Below are 16,324 nucleotides of genomic sequence, written 5' to 3' on the forward strand. Positions count from 1 at the left end.
TCTTTCGAGAAATTGACTTTTATGTCCAGGATCTTCACTCCAGAACTCTTTTTGGTGATTGCCGCCATTCTTTGGGGTGGAACCTTTGTGGTCATCAAACTTGCACTAGATTCGGTGCCACCCTTCCTATTTTTAGCGGTTCGGTTTTGGCTCGCAGGAATCATCACTTTACTGCTGTATCGTAAAACTTTATTTTCCAAAGCCAACAGAAGGTGGGATTATATTTTTCCGGCTTTTCTTGTGGCACTTGCAGCGCTTTTAGGTTATGCCTTCCAAACCATCGGACTTGTTTATACAACAGCCACGCAGTCTGGATTTATGACGGGTGCCTATGTTGTGTTTGTTCCCTTGTTACAAATTGCCATTGAAAGAAAGTTACCTTCGCTACGCACTTGGATTGCCGTTTTGATTGTAGTGGCTGGATTATTTTTAATTTCACAAAACGGAAAAACCTACGAAGAAATCCTTCAGACCACTGGCTTTGGGTTGGGTGATGGACTGACTCTGATTGGTGCTTTTTTCTTTGCCATTTATATCATCCTCATTGATATTTTTAGTAAAAAAATTCCTGCACAAATTTTAGTTTCGTTTGAAATCCTTCTCATCGCTGTTGTTTCCACAACATTATTCCCTGTAGAATCAATATTATTAAATCAATCGGTATCCATCCAATTCGATATGAAGTTTTGGATCGGAATCATTTATACTTCCGTTTTTGCTACGATCTTCACTACACAAATCCAAACCAGATACCAAAAGGCAGTCCCACCGGCAAGAGCAGGATTACTTTATAGTATGGAACCTGTGTTTTCTTTTTTTCTCGCTTATTTAGTATTAGGTGAGAGGTTGGGGGTTGTAGGAGCGATTGGTTCTGGTCTTACTCTCTTCGGGATTGTATTTTCTGAATTAGGTAAGTGGAATAAACGAGAAGAATGACACACGTGTAGAATTTCTATTCTCTACACGTCTTTTTCCATAATTTTAAATTATATAATTTGGTGTTCTTTCAGTGCGTGGTAAAGAATCCCAATCGTAACTTTGAGAATAGACAAAACGGGAATGGCGAGTAACATTCCAAAAATTCCAAAAAAGTTTCCACCAACAGCAATCCCAATAAGAATCGCAAGTGGATGGAGAGAGACCGCATTGGCAATGACTACTGGTTGTACAATCGCATTGTCAACTAACTGCGCTACAACTACAACAGAAGCAATGGAACCAATAGAGGGTGACATCTCAGGAAAAAGAATCGAAAACAAAATAGGGGGAATCGCTCCAATCAGTGGGCCTAAATAAGGAATCGAATTGGCCACTCCGAGAAAAATCCCAAATAGAAAAAAGAATTTTACTCCAACAATATAAAAACCAAGAGATGCAACGATAGCCATGATTCCACATTGGATCACTAAACTTTTTAAGTAACTAGTGATTTGTTGGTTCATACGATAAAATACCATTAGAAACATTTCAAAAAAACGATTGGGTATAAAACTAATCATCGTTTTGTAAATTAAATTCGCATCCAATAGTAAAAAGAAACTGATGATAGGAATGATGATCATCCAACTGATAAAAGTAGGAATCATAACTACCATCTCTCTTAAAAATTCTTCTAAGTTACTTGTAGCCATTTTAGCAACTTCTTCTGGGTTGATGATTTTTTTCCAAAGTTCTGGATTTTTGGAAAGTACGGGAAGTTTATTAAAATCAAACAATTGAAAATTCGGATCATCCATTTTGACCGACCACTCTGAGACAATGGGTTGTGCCTTTTCAAATAGGTTTGGTAAATAGAATGCTAAAAACCAATAAGCTCCCACAATTAAAAAAGAAAAAATAAAAATAATGGTGATGGCTCTATGGATTCCTCTCGATTCAAAATAATCCACAATCCCGTGGAAGACGTAAAAATGGATTCCTGAGATAAGAAGGGGGATCGCTAAAAACTTTACTCCAATGATTCCAATGAGCGCTGTGAGTATGATGAGCCCAAAAAAAGCACTTCGCAAAATTAAGGAAGAGATAGTATTTTCTTTAGTGCTCATTTGGATTTATTCTTTTTACTTTTGAAATAAGCAGCTTCGAGTGTATCATTTGTTTTGCGAAGTCTATCCGCGATGATGGATGCAAAACTAAGGAGTAGATCATTTCCAACTCTTGGTTTTGTTTCTAATAGAGTTTTTAGCTCTGGTTGGAAAAATCCAAGTAAAATAGAATCAACAAGTGCGACAGCAGTTGCTGATCTTGGAAAGTCTTGGAAGAGGGCAAGTTCACCAAAAAAAGCACCTTTTTCTAGTTCGGCGAGTTTTAATGTGACTCCTTCTCTTTCTGAATAAATTTCTACTTTTCCTTGTAGAATGAGATACACTCCAGTCCCCGCTTGGCCTTGATAAAAAATGGTTTCACCGGCATAATACTTACGTTTGTGGATGAGCCTCGCGACTTCCCGTAAAGTTCGGCGAGACATACCTTCAAAGATAGCCGTTTCGCGTAAAAAATGTGAAATCTCCGTTATCGGGTTTTCGTCACGTTTGAGAATTGATTTCCAAAGGGGAAGTTGCATAAAGCCTCTCCTATATAAATCGGATAGACGGGGTCTGGAATTGATAAAACTTGATCCGTATGGGCCAAGCTTTTTACGTAACGGGTACGGGAACGGACATTGGGAAAACATTTTTTTCCAGTTTGTTTATGGCTAAATACGCAAAAAGTTATGAATTTCGATATTGGAAACCGATTCAAACTGGTGCCACCAGTGCCGGCGATACCGAATTCATTCAAAAAACCACAGACCTAAGAGATTCATTTTTCCTGAAGCCAGTTTATGAATTCATCACACCAGCAAGTCCACATTATGCCTCCAAACACGAAGGTAAAATTTTGGATCCAAAATTTTTGCTGAATGCCTTAACCAAGGAAAGAAAAACGAACATTCTCGTGGAAGGGGCTGGGGGAGTTTTTGTTCCTTTAACGGATGACTACTTAACCATAAGAGGGATCCAGGAAAGTAATTTCCCTGTAATTGTGATTGGATCCACGGAACTTGGAACCATCAATCATACACTTTTGACTTTAGATGCACTGATTGGTCGGTTCATTCCCGTTCTTGGGTTTTATTTAGTCGGACAAAAAACTCCTCTCCAAACAGACAATGCCGAAACAATACAAAGATTAGGTGGTGCTCCCTGTCTTGGTATTACCAATTTTCCTGAACAAAAATTATCACCAGATGAGTTTATTACATTTGCCAACAATCATTTTGATACCAACCGTAATGTCATTGATACAATTCTAAATCCAGAAGATGAATTCTAATCCAATCGAAACAAATACCTGGGTTCCTTTAACCATCCAAGAGGAAGGAGAAACCTTAATCAATATAGTTAAGGCAACGGATGAGTTTGTCATCGATTCAGAAGGGAATTCCTGGATTGATGCTATCGCGAGTTGGTGGACAATGATTTTTGGGCATCGCCATCCTAAACTCGTATCGGCTTTAGAGGCACAACTAAAAGAACTGGATCATATCATACTTGCCGGCCATATCCATCCAGCAGCAGAATCTCTATCAACAGTTTTGTTAGAACTAACCAATTCTGAATTTCATAAAGTTTTTTATTCCGATAATGGATCTAATGCAATAGAAATTGCCTTAAAACTTTCCGTTCAATTTTATCAAAACCATCCTGATTTCAAACCAAGATCAGAGTTCCTTGTATTTTCTAATTCCTATCATGGGGATAGCATTGGAGCTATGAATGTTTCTGGAAAAAATTATTTCAATCGGATTTATTCTGAACTTAGATTTCCTACTAAAGAATTTCCTGCTCCTAATTGTATGTTTTGTCCTTGGGGGAAAACTGCGAACAGTTGTCATACGGAGTGTTTGTCCGATTTGGAACTGGCGATCAAACAAAAAGAATATGTTGGGATTGTCATTGAACCACTTGTTTTTGGTGCCAATGGGATGTTGTTTTATGATAAAAAGGTTTTAGTCAAACTAAGAGAGCTTGCAACTGCAACGAATACCCTTCTTATCTTTGATGAAGTGTTTACGGGAATGGGAAGACTCGGTGATTTTTTTGCTTACCAAAAGGCGGAAGTGAAACCTGATTTGCTCGTGTTGGCAAAAGGTCTAACGGGAGGAATGTTACCACTAGGTGTTACCTTAGTTTCAAAATTCATTTACGAACAATTTTTATCAAAAGATCCTTATCGTGCTTTTTTTCATGCTCATACTATGACAGGAAATCCACTTGCATGTAGCGTAGGTTATGCGTCAGTAAAACTTTTGCAGGAAACCGGGCTTACCCTTGTGAAACAACTTGAGATCTCGTTACAAAAACGAATAGAACCATTCCAGAAAAAATTGGGAAACCGAATCAAAAATATTCGAGTGATGGGTGGGATCTTTGCATTTGAGTTCCAGGAAACCATTGCTGAAGATGAATATTTGAATCCTATTGGAAAAAGGATTCGAGAGAAAATGAAGGAATTTCGCATCCTGATCCGTCCCCTTGGCCGTACGATATACATCACTCCACCTTATACAATTTCGGAAGACTCCCTCGATCAAATTTTTTTCGGATTGGAACAAACCCTGCTTAGTTTTGCCGAATCAGATTGAGACTAAATATACGAAGCGATTTTCTTCGTTTACACAGGTTGAGGTCGCGGGGAACTTGTTTCCATGATTGCAGAAGTCCAAGAAAAAACAGTTTCCCAAGCACCTTCCTTAATTACGGAAGCGGAAGCATTTGAAATCCTAGAAGGAAAAACCCCTTTGCTTTCGGTTGTCGCTCGTGCGGCGGAAGAACGAAATCGTTATTATACCAATCGTGTTCGCATTCATATATTAGATAATATCAAAAACGGTTATTGCCCCGAAGACTGCGGATACTGTGCTCAAAGAAAAGGTGGGGATTCTGGAATCCAAGAGTATTCATTAAAATCTCCTGAAGAAATTTGGGAAGATGCAAAACGTGCCAAAGACAATGGAGCTTACCGATTTTGTATGGTAACTTCGGGCCGTGGCCCAACGGACAAAGCTGTTGATAAACTCGCAGAAACCATCTCCAAAATCAATGGAGAACTTGGAATGAAGGTTTGTTTGTCTGCAGGAATTTTGGATGCAAAAAAAGCTCGGACCTTAAAAGACGCAGGTCTTGACCGATACAATCATAACCTCAACACTTCAGAATCTAAATACAATGAAATTTGTTCCACTCATACTTTCAAAGACCGACTAACAACGCTTGAGGCGGCAAAAGAAGCTGATATCGGACTTTGTTCCGGGATCATCGTGGGTATGGGAGAGGAATTGAAAGATCTTGTACAAGTTGCTTTTGAATTGAAACGACTTGGCGTTATATCTATCCCTGTTAACTTTTTTATCCCTATCAAAGGCCATGCCATTCAGAAGTCATCACTCACTCCAGAGTTTTGTATCCGAGTTTTATCTGTATTTCGATTGGTGAATCCAGATTCAGAAATTCGAATTGGTGCGGGAAGAGAAGGCCATTTGGGTTCTTTACAATCCATGGCTCTATTTGTAGCCAATTCATTGTTTGCTGAAGGATACTTAAACGTAAAAGGAAGTGAAATGGTTCAGACCATGAACTTAATTCGTGACTGTTCTATGGTGCCTGAGTTTACAGAAGGTGTTCCAGAAGGATGGGATGAATATGAAGTTGGATCCCTTTACGACGAGAAAAATTTTCCAGAGCTCTATAAACACAAAAAGTAGTTTGCCTTTTTTACTTTTGGCGGTAGTATGCTCCTACTTTACCGCCTCTAGTGAGAAACATGCGAAAACCATCTTTACCATTTCGAAAACAAATCAGTTATGCGATTGGCCAATTGGGTTGGTCCACACTGATCAACATCATTGGTCTCCATCAAGTTTACTTCTATCTCCCGCCGGCTCCAAAACCAGGCCAAGAATGTTTCCCTGATCTAATTGAAACAATGGCCTTCTGGGGACTGTCCACCATTGGGGTTGTGGCAGCTGTTGGTCGGTTGTGGGATGCATTCACAGATCCTGTCATCGCCAATTCTTCGGATAGGTTTACTTCTCGGTTCGGACGAAGGATTCCCTTTCTTTTCCTCGGTGGAATCCCGGCAGCCGTCTTTTGTTGGTTAATCTTTGTCCCTCCTCATCACTTTGTCTCTACAACCAACCTGGTTTGGATGACGGGTTGTATGTTGCTTTTTTACCTATTTTTAACCATCTATGTGACTCCTTTCTTTGCTCTCATTCCTGAGCTTGGGCATACCCCAGAAGAAAGGTTAAACCTTTCTACTTATATTTCTGTGACTTATGCACTGGGGATCATTATCGCTTCAACGGAACCTATGATTGCTGGTGTCTTAAAGTCCAACTTTGTTTTTGATGCGGATGGTTCCCTTCAAACTTTGTATTCTCGCCAATATGCTTTGGGAATTTTATGTGCCTTTGCCGCCATTTGTATGTATTTTCCCGTGTTTTCTATCCATGAAAAAACCTATTGCGAGTCGGAAGCCTCAAGTGTTCCTTTTAAAGAAGCCATCCTACTTACATTCAAAAATAAGAATTTTCTGTATTTCGCCTTAAGTGATCTTTGTTATTTTCTCGCTCTCACCATTCTCACTACAGGGATTTCTTATTATGTAACCGTTCTTTTAGAACTGGAACGAGAGTTTGTCACACAACTACTCACTGTGATGTTACTAGTTTCCTTTGCCTTTTATCCTGTGGTCAATTGGGTCGCACGAAAGATTGGCAAGAAAAGAACTGTATTAATCGGATTTTATGTTTTTCTCGCGTTGTTCCTTTCCATTTATTTTATTGGGAAAGATAGTTTGCCATTATCACCGCATATCCAAGGTTATTTGATCGTAACCATTGCGGCGGTTCCCATTGCCATCCTTGGGATTTTACCGAATGCCATTTTGGCTGATATTGCTGAACTAGATTCGCTAAAAACTGGCTCCAGGCGAGAGGGTTTGTTTTATGCGGGAAGAACTTTTATGCAAAAGTTGGGACAAACACTGGCAGTACTTATCTTTAGCACTGTCATCCTGCTTGGGCTTGATCGTGAAACAAAGAAAAACGCATCCCCTAACGTAACGGGAATCATTGCTCCCTCTGTCTCCGATTCCAAACTTGAAGTGAAAAAAAATCCAGAAGTTGAGGTAAAAATAAGTAAGGAATCTACCATTTGTAAAGTCGAAGAAGAAGAAGAAGCGGGAGGGGAGCTAGGCGTCCGTCTGACTGGTCCTCTTGCCTCTGCATTCTGTATTTTGGCCATCTTCCTCTTTGGAAAATACAAGGAAGATGAAACTTTAGAAGAGATTGCAAAGATACGTGGTAATTAAATCCTGGTTTTTGGAGCTATTCAGATGAGATATCGCATTGAGACAACCAAGTTAAAGAACGGGTATATCGAAGCCAAACTCATCGAGACAACCACAAACAACCCGATTGAGTTCCGGATTTGTGACACGGAAGAATATGCGCAGGCCCAAATCAAAGATTGGCAAAAGCGCTTCCGAATGAATGAACCACAAGAACAGGATTAAATTCTTCCTCCGATGGGGCATGATCCTTGCCCTGGTTTCGAGTGTAACCGATTGTAAATCATACTCGAAACGAGATTATTTCGATACCAATTTTAAGTGTTTTGCAGAGCCAGGGTGGCGAGACGACTCTAACTTTAAAAAGTATATAGAGAACGCTTGGATCCCCATGCGTTTGTTATTTGCAACGGAAAATGCAACAATCAAAAAATCGGACGTTGTATTTGCTGGTGATAGTTTGGTACATTTATTTTTACCCGAACTTATGAGAAAAGAATTTCCTGGAAGGGTTGTCACCAATCGAGGGATAGGTGGTGATATTACAGAAACTCTCTTCACTCGCATTGAGGAGGATGTTCTTGTCCTTCATCCTGATACCATTGTCATTGAAATTGGTGGGAACGACTTTCGAGAAGGTAAGTGCCTTAGTTTAGTACAAAACAACTTACAATCAATCGTGCAAAAAATCCATACTAAGAATCGAAATACAAAAGTAATTTTGTTAGCCGTTCCTCCCACTCGAGTTAAGGAACTCAATCAAATAGTTCCTGTATTCAATTTGTTTTTAAACCAATTGGCTCGTACAACCAAAAATGTAGAATACATTGAGGTTTGGGACATTATGAGAAATCCTGACGTTCCTACATTAAGAGAAGAGTTTTATCGCCCCAATGGTGATGTTCTCCATTTTAATGAAAAAGGATATGAAATTTGGGGTAAAAAATTACGACCTTATCTACAAAAATAAAATGAATTCACTTCTTCTTATCTCTCGTTTCCCTATTTCTGATTCCATTCTTTCGAAAACCTTCCCCGATACTAAGTCCGATCCTTCCCACCCATCGACTGATGAAACTTTTTCCATCACGGATTCTCAAATATTTCGTGCAGAACGATTTGGATTACATTGTGTACGAATCTTACAAAAGGAATCTCTGAAGAGAGAGGAAGTTCTTTCCATTCGAAACCAATTGGCAAAAGACCAAATAGATTTTTTATCAGTAGGTTCTTTGTTACCAAAAAATAAAGAATCTCTTTTTGTATTTGATATGGATTCCACTGTCATCAAAGAAGAAGTCATTGATGAGTTGGCAAGAAAACATGGAGTGTATGAGGCAGTTGCCACTGTCACGAAACAAGCCATGGAAGGTGGAATGGGATTTGACGAAGCTTTACGTCTGCGTGTGAAACATCTCTCTGGTCTTTCAAAAGAAAGTTTTAAAGAAGTGTATGATCTATTAACACTGAATGATGGAATGGAAAAGGTATTTCAGTTTGTTCCAGCAAATGCATCCAAACTAGGAATCCTTAGTGGTGGGTTTAGTCCGGTATTAAAATTATTTTCTGAAAAGTATCCTGTGGGTTTTTACAAGGCCAATGGATTAGAAGAAGTGAATGGTGTTTTTACCGGAGAAATTTTTGGTGAGATCATCAACAGGGAAAAAAAAGAATTCTATTTAAAAAAGTATGCAAAAGAACTTTCGATTCCTCTCGAACAAGTGGTTGCCGTTGGTGATGGAGCAAATGATGCACTGATGCTCGGTGCTGCAGGCATTGGAATTGGAATCCACGCTAAACAAGGGTTAAAAGACCAAATCACAAATTGGATTGATTTTACCGATCTATCGGCTTTAGTCTTTCTCTTTGAGGATACGTTTTAATTCATCCAAAATTGACAAAGCTTCCATCGGGGGAATTTTGTTTGGATCAATTTGTTTTAATCTTTTCAATACCTTTTCTTCGTTAGCTGAAAGATTGGTCGATGGACTCTCCATAAGACCAGCAAACAAACTTGGTTCTTCATTTTTAATTTTGATTTCTCGTTTTTTGGATTCCAAACCAAAAAGGATTTCTTTGGCTCGATCCGAAACGGATTCAGGAATTCCTGCAAGTTTTGCAACGTAGATTCCAAATGATTGTTTGGATTTTCCGCGTTTGACTTTTTTTAAGAATAGGATTTCTCCTTCTTTTTCAAACGTATCCAAATACAAATTAAAGATTCCATTTCCTTTTTCGAGTTCCGTCAACTCATGATAATGAGTAGCAAAAATGGTTTTTGGTTTGGGGAATTTAAGAGTCAAAAATTCTAAAATGGCCCAAGCGATGGATAGTCCGTCATAGGTGGAGGTTCCCCGGCCCACTTCATCAAAGAGAATGAGGCTGTTTTCTGAGAATTGATTGAGGATGGTAGCGGTCTCTTTCATCTCTACAAAAAAAGTAGACTCACCCTTTGTGAGGTTATCCCCCGAACCAATCCGAGTGAAGATCCTATCCACAACGGCAAGAGATGCTTTTTTTGCCGGAACATAAGATCCCATTTGGAATAGAATTTGGTTGATTGCAATTTGGCGCATAAAAGTGGATTTACCGGCCATATTCGGACCAGTTAACACGGCAATGGCGTTGTCTTTGGGATTGAGTTCTAAACTATTGGGTACAAAACGTTCACCAATAGGTAAAAAAGTTTCCACAACAGGATGGCGGGATTCGGAATAGTTTAAGATTCCATCATTACGAATCTCAGGCCTTGTCCATTGGTATTCTTCTTTTGTTTCCGTAAGTGATAGATGGTAATCTAAAGAGGCCACTTCTGTGGAAAGAGTTAGAAATTCTTCATAAAGAGAAATACAATGTGCGACTAATTCTTCGAATTTTTCTTTTTCAATCCTTTCGATAATTTCATCTGCTTGTAGGATAGCTCGTTCTAATTCTTCTAATTCAGGAGACGTAAATCTTTCTCCTGTCACTAAGGTTTGTTTTTTTAAAAAATGTGCGGGAACTTCTTTCGCCTGTGCTTTGGAAATTTCAATAAAGTATCCGAGGATTTTATTGTAACGAATCTTTAAAGAGGAAATGCCTGAGGCTTTTTTTTCCTTCTCTTCCAATTCCAAAATCCAATCTTTTCCTTTTTCGCGGGCAAGGATGGCATCATCGTATTCTTTATTGAATCCCGATTTTAAAAATGGAGAATTTCCTAAAAATACAGGAAGTTCTCCTTCAAAGAGAGTATCAAAAAAAACTTTCGACAAAGTGTTTAGTTCTTTGGGAAGTTTTGAAAAATCATAACCAATTCCATCTAATATGGTTTTGATATTTGTTGTAGATTCTAAACTTTTATCAATCCCTCGGAAGTCACGAGGCAGGGCTTTCCCTACGCGAAAACGAGTGAGAACTCGCTCCAAATCAATCAAATCACCTAACAATTCTTTGATTTGGAATCTTTCTTTTTTGTTGGCTGATAGAATTTCTATTTTGTCCCAATGAGATTTGATTTTGTTTTCATCTCGTGTAGGAAATAAAATTCTTTGTTTGAGATACCTTTTGCCGGTGGCCGTAATACATCGGTTGAGAACTCCAAATAAAGTATGATTTTTATCATTTGGATTTTCTACTAACTCTAAATGGGAAACGGTTTGTTCATCTAAAATCAAATATTCGTTTTCATCAATTCGTCTGGGTGATTTAAAAACAAAGTTTTGTTTGCGGTAATTGTATTGAAGATAAGCATCCAGAACATGGACTACGGTATCAATCCCAGCGCCCTTTTTTTTGGGTAAGTAGTCCGGAGGAATTTTGGAAAGGATTATTTTTGACTCTCTGGCGAGTGGCGGTAATTCATCTGTGTAAATAATCTCTTTGGGAGAAAATCGTTTGATGGTATCGTTGATTCTTTCTGTTTCATTTTCTGAAAAAAAGAAATATAAAAGTTCGGAAGTGGAAACGTCAGCAAACGCTAAGTAAACGGATGTTTTTTCTTTGTAGTATAAAGACAAATAGTTGTTTTGGTATCCACCAAGAAGGTTGTCCTCCACCACTGTTCCTGGTGTGATGATCCGCACCACTTCCCTCGACATGATTTTGGCTTTGGGATCTTCTGGTTTTGTTTGTTCACAAACCACTACTTTTTTACCAGCTGCAATGAGTCTTGATATATAACTTTCCGTAGCATGGTAAGGAATCCCCGCCATTGGAATTTGGTTTTGGCGTTTGGTAAGAGTGATGTCTAAAATCTGCGCGGCAATTTTTGCATCGTCCAAAAACATTTCATAAAAATCACCCATACGAAAGAATACAATCCCATCAGGATGTTGTTCTTTCACTTCCGTGTACTGGCGCATGACCGGAGTGTTCAATGCTTCATAGTGTTCGGACATTGTGTACCAATTCTTTTATTTTATTTGGATCTTTTTTTTCATCGGTTTCGACCCCGCTTGCCACATCGATTCCATAAGGATGGACTGTTTCTAAAGCGGATTTTACATTGGTTGGGGTAATTCCGCCAGCAAGTAAGAAGGGTCGTTTTACGGACGTTACATACTCCCAAGGAAAACTATGACCCGTTCCGCCACCAAAATCTTTTTTGTAACTATCTAAGATGACTAAATCGGATTTAGGTTCTAGATCTTCATCAGAAGTTACCTTTTCTTGGATACGAATGGCAGGTAGGAGTGATTTTTTTTCCGTTAAGTTCTCCCAAAGTTCTGTTGTGAGAAATTTATCACCACGAATGAGTTGGATGAGGTCTGGTTGGAACTTATCCTTTAAACTTTGAATTTCGGTCGGAGAGTTTTCAAAAAATAAAAATACTAATTTAGGGAATCCAGGTTTGTTTCTGATTTTGAGTAAACTTTCGGCAGTTCCTTCGTGGATCTGTCTTGGGGAACGTGGGGAGAAGTTTAGGCCGACAAAATCGACCTGGAGGTCCACACAAAGTTCGAGTGTGGCCAGGTCTTTGATTCCACAGATTTTGATTTTGTATCCGGTTCCCATCGAGAACCAGATTGAATCAACTCAGATCAGAGGCAATCGATCCTTTGTATCCGTAGTGTAAAAATTTAAGGAAACTATCCTGATAGAACAACATATCGTCTTTGGGAATTCCTTGTCGTACCATTTGGACGAAGATATTTAGAAAGAAAGAAAGGATGTTTCTGACAACAAACTCACTGACTTCTCCCTTGTAACTTGGTGTTTTTTCTTTGAAGGAAGTATATTGTTCAAAATTGATTTTTGTAAGACGGGTGAGAACCGTATCGGGAAATTCTTCCAAATGAGAACCTTGTGATTTGGTTAACAGAAGGATAAAATCATCTCGATTGGAGTCTACGTATTCGAGTGCAATGTGGAATCTCTCTTTCCAAGCATCATAACTGTCGTTAAATCTTTTTTCGAAATAATCTGGATGGGAAACATAAGCAAAAGCTTTCTCCATTCCTGAAAGCACCGGTTGTAAAATCTCTGTTAGAAGGTGTTCCTTGTTTTCAAAGTAATTGTAGATATTACTCGTGGAGACTTTTGCTTTTTTGGCAATGGTTCGCATACTTGCCTTCTCAAAACCGAGTTGGATGAATTCCTCTCGAGCCGCTTGTAAGATTTCTTTTCTTGTATGTTCTTTGGGAGTTTGCATGGTCCTGAACGTTGTTTCCTAAAAGAACAATGTCGTTCAGGATTCATTTGTAAAGTTTAATTTTACATGTTTATTGTATTTTGTATCAAATTTGCCACAATTCCATACAACCGAAAACTTCCTAACACCAAAACCGGAGATCTGCCTTGGAATAGGGCTTTTAACTCCTCTTCGGTCTGAACCCGGACAGTTTTTGTTTTTAGGGCTTCTGGAAGTTCGGAAAAAGATCCAAAACCTGGGCCCTCCCAAAGATAAAGAGACTCGAGTGGGAGATTTTCCAGTGCTAACAAAATCCCTTCTCGGTCTTTGTCGGGTAGACTACCCAAAACAATCACAAACGATTGATGAGTCAGAGAAAACTCAAGGGTAGTGGTGGTGATGGCTACTGGATTGTGGGCGGGATCAAAAACAATTTCAGGAGATTTGTTTAAAACTTCCATTCGTCCTTTTGGTCGGCCTATTCTTTCAAAGGAAATGGATTTTAGTTTGGGTTCGAATTCTGGAAACAGATCGCTAAGGGTAGTTTTGGAAAAGAGAAAGTTGGTTTCTAGATAGGTTGGTTTTTTTTCGAGAGGGAGGATCTGAAGCCTTGTTTTGTTTCCCGAAAAATTTTGAATGATGGTTCGGAGGGAGTTGTCCTCTGGATCCATTGCTACCAACTTTCGGCAAACTTCTGTTAGAATTCCTAACTTTTCTAAACAAATTTTTTCTTTGGTATCACCTAAAATTTCAGAATGGTCCAATCCAATTTTTGTGAGTACAAGAAAGTCTGCCTCAACCAGTTTTGTGGCATCGAGTCTTCCCCCAAGCCCTGCTTCCCAAATTTCGAATTCTGTTTTTTCTGCGGCAAAGTAGAGGTAAGAAAATACCGTCAAAAATTCGAAATAGGAAAGTGACCTAAATTTTTCTAAATTGGGAAGGATGATTTTGGAGAAGAAGGTTTCAACATCCACTTCCTTCGGAATTGCAGGTTTGCCTTCTTTAAAGATTTGAAATCTTTCTAAAGGTGAGAGTAGGTGTGGAGAAGTATAAAGTCCTGTTTTGAATCCTAAAACAGATAATAGAGAGGCTAAGTAATGTGAGGTGGAACCTTTTCCATTGGTTCCGACTACACTGATTCGAATGGGTTTGTGTACACCATGTTCGGATTTTACAAATTGGAAAAGTTCGGAAAGGCCATCTAAAGAATAGGACTGAAAGACATTGAAGTTTCTTGTTTTTTCTATATTTTGAAGGCTATGTAAAAAATCTAAAAACAACATGATTAATTCTTCTCTGAACCTCTAATAGAAAGACAATATCTTTAGGATCTGTTTTTCAGCTGTTTTAGTAACAAGGATTCTACTTTCTCTATCCATTTGGATTTGACTTCTAAATTTGTAAAGAGTTCAAATTGTCTGATCCCTTGGTAAAGTAACATATGGTATCCGGGAATGATCTCTGCTTTTTTTTTCTTAGCTTGTTTTACCAAATCAGTCTCTAGCGGATTGTAAACTATGTCGAATAACGTGTGTTTCTTGGTGAAAAAGTTTTTATGGAGAAGGGGTTCTCCGCCAAATCCTTTCATTCCCACAGGAGTTGTATGAATGATTAGATCATAATTTCCTGCATCTTTTAGGCTTTCCTCTTTCGAAGTCACACCCAACCAATCTGGGTTTTCTAACGATTGTAAGATTTCTTTGGTTGCGGATTCATTTCTTGCGAGAATTTTTACTTTTCTTTGAATTTTTCCATTTCCAATGTTTTGTTTGAGAGATTCTGCAATGGCAAAAAGGATTCCTTTTGCGCTTCCGCCACTCCCAAGTACCAAAATTTGTTTTTCTATTTTTGGATCTAAAAGTTTGGAGTTGGATTTGATGATGGATCTTACTGCTCCCGTTCCGTCTGTATTTACCGCTTGGATTCCTTCACGAAAGAGTAGTGTATTAGAAGAACCCATTGTTTTTGAAGTTGTACAAACATCGTTTGCTTGTGAATAGGCCCATTCTTTGAAGGGAATGGTAACAGAAACACCTTTGACACCCAGGTCGATCAGGGGACGTAAACCTATCTCTTTCCAGTTTTGGTTTTCAAAAACTAAATACACTCCATCATATCCAGTGAGTTGGAAAAGAGTGTTATGAATCCAAGGAGAAAGGGTATGTCCTAAGGGATATCCCAAGATGCCAAATATCTCTGTGTGTTTTGAATACAAGGAAAACCTCTTTTTTATCTTATGGACTTACGAACTGCTTACCGAAAATAGGTAATAGAAAGGTACAAGAACAATGATTTCATTACCACTTGCCGCACCATCAGAACCGTGGACCATTCTCGTAGATATTTTATTCTTTTTTCTCGCATCCGCAGCCTGTGCCTATTATTTTTATTATTATAAACGTAAAGACTTACTCGGAAAATTTTGGGGATCCACATTCGTAGCTGGAATTGGTGCGTTGATCGTTTTTGCAACCTTCCAAACCTACATTCGTGATATCATCATGTGGCTCATGTCACCAAAAATTGGGTCTACTCAATTATCCAACGTGAACTTGGTTGCCATCTTTCTTGGTGGATTTACTGCTCTTTACATCATGAACCGCATCAACCATAACAAAGAAAGAAGAGATTGATTTCGATTTTTCATATAACTTTAAGTATTTAAGAAAATTATAATAAAATCCTAGTAGGGCGAGAACAAACCCTTGTTTCCCATCTAGGATTCCCAACCGAATCCAATACATATAAAATCCTTTAAAACAGGCCTTTAAAAAAGCCCAGAAAACGGAACTTCGTTTTCCCTTTCTAAACTCTTCCTCAGCAAACAAACTAGAATAACGATCTATGAATTGTAAATGATCGGATATGTTTTTATAAGAATAGTGAAAAAGTGGGTTTTTTAATTTGATTGGTTTTCCGATGAGTTTTACTCTTTCATGCACCAAACCACCGCTAAACTCTCCGGCAGTTTTTTTAAACAAACGAATTTGATAGTTGGGATAGTATCCGCCAAATCGAATCCATTTTCCTAAATAATAAGTCAAACGCGGAACTAGATAACCAACAGATTGTAACTTGTTGTCCGTGAAGAGTTCTGTGATTTCCGATTTTAAGCCATCTGATACCACTTCGTCCGCATCAATGGCAAGCACCCAATCGTATTTTGTTTGTTCGATAGCAAAGTTTTTTTGATCCGCGTAGTTGACGAACTTACGAAAAAAAACACGAGCACCTAAAGATTTAGCAATCTCAACTGTTTTGTCTGTAGAACCAGAATCGATCACAACAATATCTTCTATAAAAGAAAGGGCCTCGAGCGTGCGAGAAATGTTATCCTCTTCGTTGAGAGTAATGATGGCACAAGATAAAGGAAGGGGCATA

At 38.6% G+C, this 16,324-nt stretch carries 17 protein-coding genes; 9 read left to right on the forward strand and 8 right to left on the reverse strand.

All coding sequences use genetic code 11. The features are described from left to right. Positions 1–21: 21 nt before the first annotated feature. On the forward strand, positions 22–936 hold the full coding sequence (locus EHQ70_RS12230; RefSeq protein WP_135586781.1) for a DMT family transporter: 915 nt from the start codon (positions 22–24) through the stop codon (positions 934–936). A gap of 50 nt (positions 937–986) precedes the next feature. Here the strand turns inward: EHQ70_RS12230 and EHQ70_RS12235 are convergent, their stop codons facing one another. Next, a complete protein-coding gene (locus EHQ70_RS12235) occupies positions 987–2,045 on the reverse strand; it encodes an AI-2E family transporter (RefSeq protein WP_135586783.1) in 1,059 nt (352 codons plus the stop codon). After that, positions 2,042–2,563, reverse strand: coding sequence for a cyclic nucleotide-binding domain-containing protein (locus EHQ70_RS12240; protein WP_135586785.1), 522 nt, complete (start codon positions 2,561–2,563; stop codon positions 2,042–2,044). The genes EHQ70_RS12235 and EHQ70_RS12240 overlap by 4 nt, the downstream gene beginning before the upstream one ends. 59 nt (positions 2,564–2,622) lie before the next feature. On the opposite strand from EHQ70_RS12240, the gene bioD reads away from it, so the two are divergent. The 7 genes from bioD (at position 2,623) to serB (ending at position 9,218) form a co-directional block, all read left to right on the forward strand. Continuing rightward, complete coding sequence (gene bioD / locus EHQ70_RS12245) at positions 2,623–3,315, forward strand: dethiobiotin synthase (protein ID WP_135586787.1); 693 nt, start codon at positions 2,623–2,625, stop codon at positions 3,313–3,315. Then, on the forward strand, positions 3,305–4,627 hold the full coding sequence (bioA, locus tag EHQ70_RS12250) for an adenosylmethionine--8-amino-7-oxononanoate transaminase (RefSeq protein ID WP_135586789.1): 1,323 nt from the start codon (positions 3,305–3,307) through the stop codon (positions 4,625–4,627). The genes bioD and bioA overlap by 11 nt, the downstream gene beginning before the upstream one ends. Positions 4,628–4,690: 63 nt before the next feature. Beyond that, positions 4,691–5,746: a biotin synthase BioB gene (gene bioB / locus EHQ70_RS12255; RefSeq protein WP_135586791.1), complete on the forward strand. Its 1,056-nt coding sequence runs from the start codon at positions 4,691–4,693 to the stop codon at positions 5,744–5,746. Positions 5,747–5,805: 59 nt separating this feature from the next. Further along, the gene (locus tag EHQ70_RS12260) at positions 5,806–7,356 is read left to right on the forward strand and encodes an MFS transporter (RefSeq protein ID WP_244288328.1); all 1,551 of its coding nucleotides are present in this window, start codon (positions 5,806–5,808) and stop codon (positions 7,354–7,356) included. A gap of 24 nt (positions 7,357–7,380) precedes the next feature. After that, positions 7,381–7,560, forward strand: coding sequence for a hypothetical protein (locus EHQ70_RS12265; RefSeq protein WP_002975048.1), 180 nt, complete (start codon positions 7,381–7,383; stop codon positions 7,558–7,560). A gap of 19 nt (positions 7,561–7,579) precedes the next feature. Beyond that, positions 7,580–8,305: a GDSL-type esterase/lipase family protein gene (locus EHQ70_RS12270; RefSeq protein WP_135586792.1), complete on the forward strand. Its 726-nt coding sequence runs from the start codon at positions 7,580–7,582 to the stop codon at positions 8,303–8,305. A 1-nt stretch (position 8,306) separates the two neighbouring features. Beyond that, complete coding sequence (gene serB / locus EHQ70_RS12275; protein WP_135586794.1) at positions 8,307–9,218, forward strand: phosphoserine phosphatase SerB; 912 nt, start codon at positions 8,307–8,309, stop codon at positions 9,216–9,218. Here the strand turns inward: serB and mutS are convergent. The 5 genes from mutS to EHQ70_RS12300 form a co-directional block, all read right to left on the reverse strand. Continuing rightward, complete coding sequence (gene mutS, locus EHQ70_RS12280) at positions 9,189–11,711, reverse strand: DNA mismatch repair protein MutS (RefSeq protein WP_135586796.1); 2,523 nt, start codon at positions 11,709–11,711, stop codon at positions 9,189–9,191. The two genes, serB and mutS, sit on opposite strands and share 30 nt — an antisense overlap. Continuing rightward, positions 11,695–12,327, reverse strand: a complete 633-nt coding sequence (locus EHQ70_RS12285) for a phosphoribosylanthranilate isomerase (protein WP_135586798.1) — start codon at positions 12,325–12,327, stop codon at positions 11,695–11,697. The genes mutS and EHQ70_RS12285 overlap by 17 nt, the downstream gene beginning before the upstream one ends. Positions 12,328–12,343: 16 nt before the next feature. Next, positions 12,344–12,964, reverse strand: a complete 621-nt coding sequence (locus tag EHQ70_RS12290) for a TetR/AcrR family transcriptional regulator (protein WP_135586799.1) — start codon at positions 12,962–12,964, stop codon at positions 12,344–12,346. Positions 12,965–13,026: 62 nt separating this feature from the next. Next, positions 13,027–14,226 carry a Mur ligase family protein gene (locus EHQ70_RS12295; RefSeq protein WP_135586801.1) on the reverse strand — a complete coding sequence of 400 codons (1,200 nt, stop codon included), beginning with the start codon at positions 14,224–14,226 and terminating at the stop codon, positions 13,027–13,029. A 41-nt stretch (positions 14,227–14,267) separates the two neighbouring features. Further along, positions 14,268–15,158, reverse strand: coding sequence for a shikimate dehydrogenase family protein (locus EHQ70_RS12300; protein ID WP_135586803.1), 891 nt, complete (start codon positions 15,156–15,158; stop codon positions 14,268–14,270). A gap of 73 nt (positions 15,159–15,231) precedes the next feature. Here EHQ70_RS12300 and EHQ70_RS12305 point away from each other — a divergent pair, with 73 nt between their 5' ends. Further along, positions 15,232–15,576, forward strand: a complete 345-nt coding sequence (locus EHQ70_RS12305) for a hypothetical protein (RefSeq protein ID WP_040917277.1) — start codon at positions 15,232–15,234, stop codon at positions 15,574–15,576. Here EHQ70_RS12305 and EHQ70_RS12310 read toward each other — a convergent pair. Beyond that, positions 15,481–16,323: a glycosyltransferase family 2 protein gene (locus EHQ70_RS12310; RefSeq protein ID WP_135586805.1), complete on the reverse strand. Its 843-nt coding sequence runs from the start codon at positions 16,321–16,323 to the stop codon at positions 15,481–15,483. The two genes, EHQ70_RS12305 and EHQ70_RS12310, sit on opposite strands and share 96 nt — an antisense overlap. Position 16,324 lies beyond the last annotated feature (1 nt).

The sequence above is a fragment of the Leptospira congkakensis genome (assembly GCF_004770265.1).
Lineage (GTDB): Bacteria > Spirochaetota > Leptospiria > Leptospirales > Leptospiraceae > Leptospira_A > Leptospira_A congkakensis.